Here is a 12,571-nt window from a genome sequence, read left to right on the forward strand (position 1 = left end):
GCATGGCTGGAACGACAATTTCCGGGGTACCCCACCCGATCCTCGAGAACGACTACGCCTCCGAGTGGATGGGAATCGAGGTCCTGTCCCTCGGGGACGGCGAGGCCACCATCCGCATGACCCTCCGGCAGGAAATGCTCAACGGCTTCGGAATGGCGCACGGCGGAATGATCTTCGCCTTCGCTGACACCGCTTTCGCCCTCGCCTGCAACCCGGCCACACCGGCTGCCGGCCCGGGAACCCCCGGCTCCGAGACTTCCGGCCCGGGAACCCCCGGTTCCGCAGAGGCAGCGGACGCCGACGGCGGTACCGGCGCCGCGGGCGCCGCAACTGACAGCATCACTGTTGCGTCCGGCGTCGACATCAACTTCCTCAAGCCGGCCTTCCAGGGCCAGGTGATCACCGCCGTCGCCCACCGCCGTTCCAGCGCGGGCCGCAGCGGCCTCTACGACATCCAGATCTTCGCCGCCGACCCCGGTTCCGAGATCAGTTCCGGCAAGCCGGGAGAACTCATTGCCGAGTTCCGCGGGCGCAGCCGCACCATCCCCAAGAGTAGGAACAAATCATGACCCTCCACGCCACTGAACCCAACGCCGCCTCCTCCGGAGCCACGGCGGCGCACGCCACCGACGCCGTGCTGGACCCCGAGGAGACCATGTCCCGGGATGAGCTTGAGGCGCTTCAGCTCAGCCGCCTGCAGCACACCCTGGCGTACGCCTACGAGCGCGTGCCGCTGTACAAGCGCAAGTTCGACGACGCCGGCATCCACCCCGCAGACCTCCGCGAGCTGTCCGACCTCGGCAACTTCCCCTTCACCACCAAGGACGACCTGCGCCGGGAGTATCCGTTCGGCATGTTCGCCGTGCCGCAGAGCGAAGTAGCCCGGGTGCACGCAAGCTCGGGTACCACGGGCCGGCCCACCGTCGTCGGCTACACCAAGCAGGACCTTGCCGACTGGGCCAAGCTCGTGGCCCGCTGCCTCCGCGCCTCCGGCGTCCGTCCCGGCATGAAGGTCCACAACGCGTACGGCTACGGCCTCTTCACCGGCGGACTCGGCGCCCACGCCGGCGCAGAAGCACTGGGCTGCACGGTCATCCCCATGTCCGGAGGCCAGACCGAGCGGCAGATCCAGCTGATCCAGGACTTCGAGCCGGACGCCATCCTGGCCACCCCCACGTACCTGCTGACCATCGCCGACGCCATGGCGCACATGGGCATCGACCCCACGTCCACCTCGCTGAAGTACGCGGTGCTCGGCGCCGAACCGTGGACGCAGGAGATGCGCCACGAACTCGAAGTCACCATGAACATCAAGGCCTGCGACATTTACGGCCTGTCCGAGGTGATGGGTCCGGGTGTAGCCGGCGAATGCGTGGAAACCCAGGACGGCAGCCACATCTGGGAGGACCACTTCCGCCCGGAAATCATCGACCCCTTCAACCCCGCGCCCGGCAAGGAAAACGTCCTGGCCGACGGCGAGCACGGCGAACTCGTCTTCACCTCGCTCACCAAGGAAGCCCTGCCGATCATCAGGTACCGCACCAAGGACCTCACGCGCCTGCTCCCCGGCACCGCCCGCCCCGCCCACCGCCGGATGGGCCGCATCACCGGCCGCAGCGACGACATGATCATCCTCCGCGGCGTGAACCTCTTCCCGTCCCAGATCGAGGAAATCGCCCTGCGCATCCCCGAGCTCAGCCCGCACTTCCAGCTCGTGCTCACCCGGCCCGAAGGCCAGCGCATGGACCAGCTGACGGTGAAGATCGAGCGCCGGGAATCCGTCCCGGCAGAGGCAACTACGACGGCGGCCCGCACCCTGCGCGAGCAGATCAAGATCCACGTGGGTTCTTCGTGCACGGTGGATGTGGTGGAGCCCGGGTCGCTTGAGCGCTCCAGCGGCAAGCTGCGCCGGATCTACGACATGCGTCCCAAGGGGTAGACGCCGGCACTCTTCCCGGATCTGCGGTGGGCTGCCCAAGGGGCGGCCCACCGCTTTTGTTTTCGCCCTCGCTTGGATTACCGAACGTTCATGAGAAAATAGCCAGTATGCCCAGCACAGCAGCAAGTACAACAGCACCCACGAAGCGCGGCCGTCCCGGATACGACCAGCAGTCCGTGCTGCTGATCGCCGTCGACGTCTTCAACCGGCATGGCTACGACGCCACGTCCATGGGCATTCTCGCTGAGAACCTGGGCATTTCGAAGTCCGCAATCTACCATCACGTGCCCTCCAAGGGCGATCTGCTGAAGCTCGCGCTTGACCACGCGCTCGGCGGCCTCGAGGCAATTCTCGAGGAGCCGGGGGCGACGTCCGGCGCCGCGGACGCGCGGTTGGAGTTCGTGCTGCGCCAGACCATCGCCGTCCTGGTGGACCGGCTGCCGTTCGTCACCCTGCTGCTGCGGCTGCGCGGCAACACAGACATCGAACGCAACGCCCTGGAACGACGGCGCGCCTTCGACCACAAGGTGGCAGTGCTGATTTCTGCGGCCAGGGATGAGGGTTCGCTGCGGCAGGACATCGACCCCCGCACCGTGACCCGCCTCCTGTTCGGCACCATCAACTCCATCGTGGAGTGGTACAAACCGGGCGGTTCGCTGTCACCCGAAAAGCTGGCGGACGACGTCATCACCATGGCCTTCGACGGCCTCCACGCGAAGCCTTGACCCGGGTGGCCCCGGTACCCGTTGACGCCGGATGGCCGCTGCACCCACGCTGAATGCATGGCCACGAAACTGTCCGAGCTTCTCTTCGGCGCATTTCCTGATCTCCGCTACCAGCCAACCGCCAAAAGGGTCCGCGCGGACTTTGAAGGAAGCCCCGTCGTCGACACCCAAGAGGCGCTCCTGGTATGGGAGCCGAAACGGGTCACGCCGGTCTACGCCGTTCGGGAAAAGGACCTTCTGGTCCGGCTCCGGCGCCCCGAAGCCGAAGGCGGCAGCACCGAGGAGCATCCGTTTGCCTGGTCAACCAGCGGACAGACCGGCCTGGACCCGAGAACCGGCTTCCGGCGCCACACCGCTCCCGGGGAGGAACTGGACGTCGTCGGCTCGGCATTCACCGCCGCGCATGCCGCCTTCCGCCCCTCCGATCCTGACCTTGAAGGCTATGTCGTGCTGGATTTCAAGGCCTTCCACTGGCTCGAGGACCAGGAGGAAATCATCGGCCACCCCCGCGACCCGTTCCACCGGGTCGACGTCCGGGCGACGCTGCGGCGCGTTGAGGTAATGCTCGACGGCGTGAAACTCGCCGACACTGTGGGCGCCCAGCTGCTGTACGAGACCATGCTGCCGGTCCGCTACTACATCCCGCCCGAGGACGTCCGGCTCGATCTGCTGGAGGCGAGCCCGCGCCGGACCGTCTGCCCGTACAAGGGTGAGGCGAGGTACTGGAGCCTCCCCGGCTCAGAACGCGGGAAGAACATCGCCTGGGCCTATGACTCCCGGTTCATCGACGCCCAGCAGATCCACGGGCTGGTCTGCTTCTTCGACGAGCGGGCGGACGTTGCCGTGGACGGCGAGCTCCAGCCGCACCCGATCACCCCCTGGTCCTAACCCAAACCCTCCCTCACCTCCCGCCACCCAAAACCAAACCCTCCCTCACCTTTCGCCGCCCAAAACCAAACCCTCCCTCACCTTTCGCCGCCCAAAACCAAACCCTCCCTCGCCTTTCGCCGCCCAAAACCAAACCCTCCCTCACCACGGTGAGGAAGGGCTTGGAAAGAACTGCCGCGGAAGCAGGGGATTGGTCAGAGCTGGTATTCGGCCTGCCGCCCCAAGGTTTCGTGGACGCAGAGAATGTTGTTTTCCGTGTCCATGAACCAGGCGCACTTCTCGGCGTCGGTTGTACAGATGTGGTTTTCGGTCTTGAGATCCGGCCGGTCATAGTCCTGGAACCGGACGCCCTTGGACTCCATGTCCTGAACGGTCCGCTCGATGTCCCTGACCTCGAAACTCAACGTGGTGTGCTCAGAGTGCTTGCCGTCCCTGACAGGCATCAACTGCAGCATGGGGCCGCCTTCACTGCCGAACAATTCGCTTCCGTCGTCTGCCACGCCACGATGAGGGAGTCCAAGTGTTTCCGCGTAAAAACGACGGGCGCGCTCTTTGTCATCCACCGGCAGGACAGTTGTGGCTGTGTTTAGTACTAGGGTCATTTCGCCACCTCCTACGGAGCACATTTTAAGCCCGCGGACCTCCGAAAGATCAGGCTAAATTTGCACGCCAGGCACCGCTCAAACACGGCCTAAAACGCTCCCTCACATCCTGCAGTCCACCCCCGCTCTCCCACACGAAGTGAGGGAGCGTCCGGGAAAGACCTACAGAAAGTGAGGGAGCGTCCGGGAAAAACCCACAGAAAGTGAGGGAGCGTCGGGTTATTTCTCCACGAGGGTGAGGACGTCGTAGGTGGCCACGATTTCGTCGTTCTGGTTGGTCAGGACGGCGTCCCAGGCCACTTCGCCGTACTCGTCCGTTTCGCGCGGGGTGATCTTCTTGGCCGTCAGCGTCACGCGGATGGAGTCCCCGGCGGCCACCGGTGTGATGAAGCGCAGGTTCTCCAGGCCGGAGTTGGCGAGTACAGGACCCGGAGCCGGCTCCACGAACAGTCCCGCGGCCCAGCTCAACAGCAGGTAGCCGTGCGCCACGATGCCGGGGAAGAACGGGTTGGCTTCCGCGGCTTCCTGGTTGGTGTGGGCGTAGAAGGTGTCGCCAGTGGAGTTGGCGAAGGCCGTGATGTCCTCCAAGGTAACCTCGCGCAGCCCGGAGCGGACGGCGTCGCCGATCCGCAGCGTCTCCAGCGACTTCCGGAACGGGTGGGTTCCTTCGGTGTCGACCGTGAAGTTGCGGTCCGCGCCCGGGTGCCAGACGCCGGTCACGGCCGTCAGCATGTTGGGCGAGCCCTGAATGGCCGTGCGCTGCATGTGGTGCATCACCGAGCGGATGCCGCCCAGTTCCTCGCCGCCGCCGGCGCGGCCGGGTCCGCCATGGACCAGGTGCGGCACCGGGGAGCCGTGGCCGGTGGAGCTGCGGGCGTCCTCGCGGTTGAGCATCAGCACGCGGCCGTGGTGTGCGGCGATGCCCGTGACCAGTTCCTGCGCGACTGCGGGATCGTTGGTGCAGACAGATGCGACGAGCGAGCCGCCACCGCGGGCGGCGAGGCGGACGGCGTCGGGAATGTCCTTGTACCCGATCACGGACGAAACCGGGCCAAAGGCCTCCAGCGAGTGGACCTGCTCCGCCTCGGCGTCCGCCCAGCTGAGCAGCACCGGAGACATGAAGGCGCCGCCCTCGACGACGCCCGTTGCGCCGTCCGCACTGGTGACCGACGGCGAATCCAGCGTTCCGTACGCCAGTTCGCCGCCGGCGTCGAGCATGGACTGCACGGCGGCGCGGACGTCGGCGAGCTGCTCCAGGGAGGCGAGGGCGCCCATGGTGACACCCTCGGCGCGGGGATCGCCGAGCACCACGCGCTGCTCAACCCTGGCGCCAATCGCGGAGATGACCGCCGGCACCAGCTCCTGCGGCACGATGGCGCGGCGGATGGAGGTGCACTTCTGGCCGGCCTTGACCGTCATTTCCGTGACTACGGACTTGATGAAGGCGTCGAACTCCGGGGTTCCTTCGACGGCGTCCGGGCCGAGGATGGCCGCGTTGAGGGAGTCGGTCTCTGAGGTGAAGCGAACGCCGCCCTGCACCACGTTCGGGTGCGACTTGAGCGACTGCGCGGTGGACGCGGAACCGGTGAAGGCAACGAGGTCGCGGTAATCCAACACGTCCAGCAGCCCGCGGACGGACCCGGAAATGAGCTGCAGCGAGCCCTTGGGCAGGATGTTGGACTCAACGATGGCCTTCACCACGGCGGCGGCCACATAGCCGGTTGGGGTGGCGGGCTTGACGATGGTGGGGACGCCGGCGATGAACGCGGGTGCGAGCTTTTCCAGCATGCCCCAGACCGGGAAGTTGAAGGCGTTGATCTGCACGGCGACGCCCGGGATGCGGGTGTAGATGTGCTCGCCGGCGAAGGAGCCGTCCTTGGACAGCACCTCCATGGGCCCGTCCACCACAACCTGCGAGTTGGGGAGCTCGCGCCGCCCCTTGGAGCCGAACGTGAACAGCACGCCGATGCCGCCGTCAATGTCGATCATCGAGTCGATCTTGGTGGCGCCGGTCTGGGCCGAGAACGTGTAGAAGTGCTCGCGCCGGGCGTTCAGGTACTGCGCCAGCTCCTTGAGCTTGAGGGCGCGCTGGTGGAACGTGAGCTTGCCGAGTTCCGTCTGGCCGGTGGTGCGGCCGTAATCCACGACGGCGGCAAGGTCCAGCCCGTCGGTACTCACCTTCGCGAGGATTTCGCCGGTACTCGCATCGCGCACGGGGACAGCGGACGCGGCAGAACCGGCGTCGGGAGTCCACCAGGAGTCCTGCACAAAACTGGGCACGGTCTCGACCGTGTCCAGGGAGGGCTTGGGAGCGGTAGCGGTTGTGGTCATCGTTGACGGGTCCTTCCAACGCGGAACAAAGAAATCCGGGCGATCCGGCAAACCGGCCAGCGCATTACTGACCGTCCGTTCGGTAATATGTCTACAGTACATGAATGTCCCGTGCTGCACACTAGGTCGCAGCACACTGGCCCGGCCACCTTCCGGGTTCCGACACCATCCTGAGGAGACCACATGACGCCCCAGCCCCGCGACACAGATGTGCAGACCGCCGAACCGAACACGAGGGACCTGTGGAAGATCACCCTCGGCGAGCTCGACGAAAAGATGGGCGTGAAGATCGTGGAGGAATCCGTGGACCGGGTGGTGGCCACGATGCCCGTGGAGGGAAACCGCCAGTCATTCGGCCTGCTGCACGGCGGCGCTTCGCTGGCCGTCGGCGAGGCGGTCGGATCCTGGGCAGCGGTGATCCACGCAAGCACCCTGGGCAAGACGGCGGTGGGTGTGGACGTCTCGGCCACGCACCACAGGTCGGCGCGCAGCGGTCTGATCACCATCACGGCGACGCCCATCCACCTCGGCGGAACACTCACCACCCATGAGGTCCTGATCACCAACGACGCCGGCCAGCGGCTCTGTACGTTGCGGATCACCAACCTGCTGCTGCATCCCAGGAACTGAGCCTTCACCTCTCCGCCTTTGCCCGCGGATAGGCTGATCAGGTGACTGAACTGGCCGGCCTGACCCCCACGCTGCTGGCTGTTGCCCTCCTGATGGCTGTGTCGGCGGGCGTTCTCACGGGCTCCAGGGTGCCGCACGCCTGGGCACCGGCACTGGCCATCCTCCGCGGCGCCGCACAACTGGCGGCGGTGAGCCTGATCCTGGGAGCCGTGATCACCAGCAGCGTCTGGGTCGCGGTGGCTTTGGGAGTCATGTTCCTTGTGGCCACGGCGACCGCCACCCGACGCCTGGGCTGGAGCTGGATCCATCTGGCCATGGCCGGTTCGTCCATGGCGGCCGGCATCGTCGTGGCGCTGGCCGTCGTGTTCGCCACGGGGTCGATTGAACTGACCAGCCGCTATGCACTGGCTCTCGGTGGCATAGTCATCGGCAACTCGATGACAATCGCTGCGCTGGCCGGCCGCCGCTTCAACGAGGCCGTGATTGACCGGTGGGACCTCGTGGAGGGATGGCTGGCGCTGGGCGCGACCCCGCGGCAGGCCACCCGTGACATGGCGCGCGGTGCGGCCTACTCCGCCCTCATACCGTCGGTCGACCAGACGAAAACGACCGGACTGGTCACCCTGCCCGGGGCTTTTGTCGGGGCCATCTTCGGCGGACTGTCACCCCTGGAGGCAGGACGTTTTCAGATTGTGGTGCTGGCAGCGATCATCGCGGCCGGCTCGGTGACCGCGGTTGCGCTGGTGCACATGCTCGCTCCGGTCCGCCGCCGCCCGGCCCGGCTGACCTAGGCACTTCGGTCCCGCTGACATAGGCAATCCGGTGCGCGCGTTAGCGCCGGCCGCGGCGCCTGACGGCCACCACCAGCAGACCGCCAATAACCAGGGCCGCCCCTGCAATGCCGCCGGCCGGCAGCAGTCCCGACGCCCCCGTCGCCGCCAGCCCGACGGCGGCCGCGGGCGTCTGCCAGGAATTGATGCCTCCGGCGGGCAGCACCGCCACAACGGACGGTTCGGGCGCCGGCGTAAGGACTGCCGGTGTGGCCGGCCGGGCAGGTGTCGGCTTCGGCGTGGCGGGCGAGCCATCCGGCCCGGCCGTGGCGGCAGGGTTGGACGGCCCTGGCGCTGGTTGCGCCGGCGCCGGTTCCGCCGGCTTCTCCTTGGTGCGGAAAGTGCTGATGCCCGAGCGGCTGAAGCCGTTGACCGCCTGCGCCGAGAACTGGGTCATGGACGCGGGCGCCGTGAAGGACCAGCTGCCGTCCGGGTTGGCGGGCACGTCCAGCGGTTCATGACCGGGAATGGTGATTCGGACGCTGGAGCCGGCCGGAACATCCGCCGCAGGAGCCGCGGGAATCCGGCCCACGACGCGCTGCCCGGCAGCGATCGGCCCGGCGGGCAGGGACCCGGCCAGCACGGGCTGGTTGAGGAACAGCCTCAGCTGGGTGCCGGGAACCGCTGTCAGCGAATCCTGCAGCGTGGCAGCCACAGCGAAGTTCTGGGCTGACGTCCGGGGATTGCCGGCCGAGTGCGTCCCCACCGCATAGTTTCCGCTGATCCAGGGACCGCCGGAGTCACCTCCCCGGGACTGCACGGAAGTGGACAGGAATCCGTTGAAGGACCGAAGATCGTCCGGGTCGCCGGAGGGGCCGCGGACAACGTAGATCCCCACCTCGTCCACGGTGCCGCACGACCAGCCTTCGGTCCGTCCGGAGCGGCAGACGGACTGGCCCACTACCGGCTTCGCGGTGCCAATGATCGGCACCGCGGCAGCGGCCAGGTTCGCGGGATCTGCCCAGGTGGTCGCGGCGGGGAGGAGGTTGAGGTCGGCGCGGATTGATTCGATAACGGCGATGTCCTTGCCGGGCTCCCCCGGATTTTCGACATCGCCCGTGATCCGGGAGTTCCCAGATCCACCGAACTGACTGAAGCCAAACGTCCCCAGCTCCCCGGTAACACCGCTGTCCGCCACGGAGCCCGCCGCCGGTTCACCTGCCGGGAGCGTGACCTCGGCAAGCCTGGCCGCACCGTCGTCCGCGCAGTGCCCGGCCGTGAGCACCAGTGGCTCCCCCGCGGGGCTGAACGCGCTGAACCCTGCCGAGCAGACAACTCCGCCGCCGTCGACCCTGTATCCCTGACCGCCGAGGAAATCCTCTTCGCTGACCAGGGGCGCGCCCTTCTCCAGCACGACGTTGGCGTACTGGGCCACGAATTCAGACGGCGACATGCCCTGCCCGCCGGCTGGCGCAGTGGCTGGTGACTTGGCCGGCGCTGCATTCTCGGGTGAGTTGTCGCCGCCTGCGCGGATGATGAACGTCCCGTCGGCCCCGGCGGCCACGGCCTGAAGACCGGCCGGCCCGACGTGGCGCAGGTAGGCCTGGTAGAGCTGTTGGACGCTGGAGGCTCTGAGGTCCTTGTCCGCAGCAGCAGGTCTTGATACGGCAGGTTCTGGTGCCGCGGGCTTGGATGCCGCGGGAGTCGCGGCCGCAGGCGTACTCCCGGCCGCCGGTGTGGTCCCGGCCGCAGGTGTGGCCCCGGGTGCGACCAGGACGAATTCGTTCCTGCCCGCTTCATCGGCCGCGTTGATTCCGGCCAGGCCCTTCTGGAGCTCAGCACCGGAGCCTTCAACCAGAATCTGGCCGCCGTGTAGCCGGACCGCCACGAAGCCCGGCAGCTTTCTTAGACTGGGCAACGCGTCGGCTGCGCGCTTTCCCTGCGCACCCGCGGCGTTGAACTCCCCAAGGGTCATGCCCAGGTCCCTTGCCACGGCTTCTGCGAGACCGCCGTTTGCGAGACCGCCGTTTGCGAGACCGCGGTCGCCCGGACCGCCGTCGCTGGGGCTGTCTTCGCCGGGACGACCGCCACCAGGACTGCTGGCCCCGGTGGTGACCGCCGGCGTCGGGCTTTCCCCCGCGGCGTAAGCCGGCACGGAAACGGCGGTGGCCCCAAAGACTGCCATTGCTGCCACGCCCAGGGCAGCCGCCCGACGGGCCAGCCCGCGGCGGGCTGCGGCACCGCTCCCGATCGATGTCACAGGCTTACCCTGGCGCCGAGGACGGACAATATTGCTTCCAGCTCCGGAGAAGTGACGCCGTGCCGCAGCAAGTACTCCCGCGTGTTGAGTGACCTGACGAACTCCAGGACGACGGCGCCGCGGCTTGCCAGCAGCGGCGAAAGTGCTTCGTCGTCCAGGTACCGCTCGTGAGGGTGCGGCGTGGCGAGCGTGCGGTGGCGCTCGTTGATGCCGCGCATGGCTGCCTGGTAGGACTTCACGATGTGGTCGTCGGTGGCGCCCGCCAGGTCCTGGAGCATCGCCGCGACCATGCCGCTGCGGTCACGCCCGGCTGAGCAATGGATCACGACGCCGCCGGGCGACGCGGCGGCCACGGCCTTGAACACGGCGGCCAGCCTGTCCGGAAAGAACCGGGCATTGGCGGCATAGTAGGCCGGATCGTTGAGGTAGGGAACGCAGAGCGCCTTGAACTCGCCGTGATCCGGGTCCTCGGTGGGCGCATGCACCACCTCGAAGGCAGCGAGCGCTTCGCCCACCTCGGGGTCGGTGGCGCGGGGCTGGCGTTCGCCGGGGTTGCGGAGGTCAATGACGGTGCGGACGCCGTCGCGGTACGCTTCCTGCCAGCCGGCAGCCGTGAGCCATTCGCGGCGGCCCATCCGGTAGACCGAACCGGCCACGCGCCAGGCGTTTACGGCCCCCTCCCAGCTGACGGGTACCTGTTCGCTCGCGTTCACGGTGACAGCTAACCACATCTTCCCCGCCAGCCGCAGGGGCCCAGACCAAGTAGTGCCCCACCGCGCGGCAAAAAAGCGGGTACCGCAAGGTCGGGAGTTACGCCCCGCGCGGGCATAACCTAGGGCAATGAGCGCCGCACCGCGCCGAAACTTTCAATGCCCGCCACGCCGCGGGCATTCGTCATCGCTTGCCGATTTCCTGCAGCGTCCGCTGCGCTTGTGCCTGGTTTCCCTGAATGAGGGGCTTCATCGTGATAACCAAACAACTGATCCAACGCCGTACCGCCCGCCTCACCGGCCTCGTCGCCGTGTTGGCCCTAACGGCGGGCCTGACCGCTGGTCCGGTATCCGCCGACGGGTCTGACACCTATGTGGCACTGGGCGATTCCTTTGCCGCAGGCCAGGGTGCCAGCCCGTATGCCGATGCCTGCTTGCGAAGCGCCCAAGGCTATCCGGCCCTTTTGGACGCCGAACCGTCCGTGTCGTTGTTGGCAAGTAAGGCATGCACCGGCGCCACCACCAGCGTCGTCCGGGAGACCCAATTGGCCTCCTTGGACAAGAAAGTCGACCTGGTGACCGTCACTGCAGGCGGCAACGATCTCGACGCCATCGGGGCATTGGTGACGTGCACACAGGATTCGGCTGAGGCATGCGCGAATGCACTGGGTCAAAAGGCCTACATCCTCCAGCAGGCCACGAACAATCCTGCTGCGAGCCCGTTCTTCCAGGGCCTCCTGGCAATGCTGCGCGAAATCCAGGCCAAGGCGCCCCATGCGGACATCTACGTGACCGGATACCCGCTGCTCTTCGAATCCGGCGTAGATCAAATGTTTGAGACCGTCAACGGACTGACGCTTCAACTCAACCAGGTCATTGACAGTGCGGTCACAACGGCCGCATCCGATAAGGCGCGCAGCCGCTCAGGGGCCCGCGTTCACTATGTGGACGTCTCGCAGGCCTTTGCCGGGCACGGGATTGGATCAGCGCAGCCCTGGATTGTCGGTCCGCCGCCCGCCTGCGTCTCCTCGGCCACCTGCGGCACGGAAACGGAAATTTTCCACCCGACAGCAACTGGTTATTCCCAAGGCTACGCAAAGTCCATCAAAGCAGCGCTGGGCCGGTAACTGCCGGACTGGCCCGGTTTCGAGACCTGCCGCCCTGCTGGCCCGGTTTTCCGCCCCTCGAGACGGAAAACCGGGCCAGTTCGCAGAAGTCCAGAATTCACGCCCAGGCAGGTGTGCTGTTCCGGTTGTCTCGCTAGGCTGATGCCATGATCAAGGTCGCGGGTACAGTCAGCGCTCCCCTGCCGGCAAGAACGGCCTTCGCCTACCTCTCGGCGTTTGAGCATACGAGCGAATGGGACCCCGGTACCGCGGTAATGGAGAAGCTCACGGAAGGGCCGGTCGCCGTGGGGCACCGCTATCACGCGGAGACGCTCTTCCGCGGCAAGCGCCAGTCCCTGGAGTACGAGGTCATCGAACTGTTCGACAACCACATCAAGCTGCGCGGCGAAAACGACGATGTGGTGTCCTTTGACTCCATCGATGTACGATCCACCGGTCCCGGCTGTGACGTCCTCTACACCGCTGAGTTCAGCATCAAGGGGCCGTTCAAGCTGCTTCAGCCCTTCCTTAAACCGGCGTTCATGTCATTGCGTGATCCGGCGTTGGAAGGGCTGCGGCAAAAGCTCCACTCCCTCTGACGGCAGCCCTC

At 66.8% G+C, this 12,571-nt stretch carries 12 protein-coding genes; 8 read left to right on the plus strand and 4 right to left on the minus strand.

Going from position 1 to position 12,571, the window contains the following annotated elements; genetic code table 11:
* Window positions 1–2 precede the first annotated feature (2 nt).
* The 4 genes from JYA52_RS09040 to JYA52_RS09055 all read left to right on the plus strand — a co-directional run bounded on the left by JYA52_RS09040 (window position 3) and on the right by JYA52_RS09055 (window position 3,552).
* Window positions 3–569, plus strand: coding sequence for a hotdog fold thioesterase (locus JYA52_RS09040; RefSeq protein ID WP_205652850.1), 567 nt, complete (start codon window positions 3–5; stop codon window positions 567–569).
* Window positions 566–1,939: a phenylacetate--CoA ligase PaaK gene (paaK, locus tag JYA52_RS09045; protein WP_205652851.1), complete on the plus strand. Its 1,374-nt coding sequence runs from the start codon at window positions 566–568 to the stop codon at window positions 1,937–1,939. Before JYA52_RS09040 ends, paaK begins: the two co-directional genes overlap by 4 nt.
* Before the next feature lie 107 nt (window positions 1,940–2,046).
* On the plus strand, window positions 2,047–2,664 hold the full coding sequence (locus JYA52_RS09050; RefSeq protein ID WP_205652852.1) for a TetR/AcrR family transcriptional regulator: 618 nt from the start codon (window positions 2,047–2,049) through the stop codon (window positions 2,662–2,664).
* Window positions 2,665–2,721: 57 nt separating this feature from the next.
* Window positions 2,722–3,552, plus strand: coding sequence for a DUF427 domain-containing protein (locus JYA52_RS09055; RefSeq protein WP_205652853.1), 831 nt, complete (start codon window positions 2,722–2,724; stop codon window positions 3,550–3,552).
* 194 nt (window positions 3,553–3,746) lie between these two features.
* Here the strand turns inward: JYA52_RS09055 and JYA52_RS09060 are convergent, their stop codons facing one another.
* Complete coding sequence (locus tag JYA52_RS09060; RefSeq protein WP_205652854.1) at window positions 3,747–4,154, minus strand: VOC family protein; 408 nt, start codon at window positions 4,152–4,154, stop codon at window positions 3,747–3,749.
* Window positions 4,155–4,373: 219 nt separating this feature from the next.
* Window positions 4,374–6,485, minus strand: coding sequence for a phenylacetic acid degradation bifunctional protein PaaZ (gene paaZ, locus JYA52_RS09065; RefSeq protein ID WP_205652855.1), 2,112 nt, complete (start codon window positions 6,483–6,485; stop codon window positions 4,374–4,376).
* 183 nt (window positions 6,486–6,668) lie between these two features.
* Between paaZ and JYA52_RS09070 the strand changes: the two genes are divergently transcribed.
* The gene (locus tag JYA52_RS09070; RefSeq protein ID WP_205652856.1) at window positions 6,669–7,115 is read left to right on the plus strand and encodes a PaaI family thioesterase; all 447 of its coding nucleotides are present in this window, start codon (window positions 6,669–6,671) and stop codon (window positions 7,113–7,115) included.
* A 41-nt stretch (window positions 7,116–7,156) separates the two neighbouring features.
* Window positions 7,157–7,906, plus strand: coding sequence for an ABC transporter permease (locus JYA52_RS09075; RefSeq protein WP_205652857.1), 750 nt, complete (start codon window positions 7,157–7,159; stop codon window positions 7,904–7,906).
* Window positions 7,907–7,946: 40 nt separating this feature from the next.
* Here JYA52_RS09075 and JYA52_RS22925 read toward each other — a convergent pair whose 3' ends face one another.
* Both JYA52_RS22925 and JYA52_RS09085 read right to left on the minus strand, forming a co-directional pair.
* On the minus strand, window positions 7,947–10,145 hold the full coding sequence (locus JYA52_RS22925; protein WP_205652858.1) for a S1 family peptidase: 2,199 nt from the start codon (window positions 10,143–10,145) through the stop codon (window positions 7,947–7,949).
* Window positions 10,142–10,876, minus strand: a complete 735-nt coding sequence (locus tag JYA52_RS09085) for a tyrosine-protein phosphatase (protein WP_205652859.1) — start codon at window positions 10,874–10,876, stop codon at window positions 10,142–10,144. The genes JYA52_RS22925 and JYA52_RS09085 overlap by 4 nt, the downstream gene beginning before the upstream one ends.
* 233 nt (window positions 10,877–11,109) lie before the next feature.
* On the opposite strand from JYA52_RS09085, the gene JYA52_RS09090 reads away from it, so the two are divergent.
* On the plus strand, window positions 11,110–11,982 hold the full coding sequence (locus tag JYA52_RS09090) for an SGNH/GDSL hydrolase family protein (RefSeq protein WP_205652860.1): 873 nt from the start codon (window positions 11,110–11,112) through the stop codon (window positions 11,980–11,982).
* Between the two features lie 146 nt (window positions 11,983–12,128).
* Entirely contained in the window at window positions 12,129–12,560 is a 432-nt protein-coding gene (locus tag JYA52_RS09095; RefSeq protein ID WP_205652861.1) for an SRPBCC family protein, read from the plus strand.
* Window positions 12,561–12,571: the final 11 nt, after the last annotated feature.

The sequence above is a fragment of the Arthrobacter pascens genome (genome assembly GCF_017052465.1).
Lineage (GTDB): Bacteria > Actinomycetota > Actinomycetes > Actinomycetales > Micrococcaceae > Arthrobacter > Arthrobacter pascens.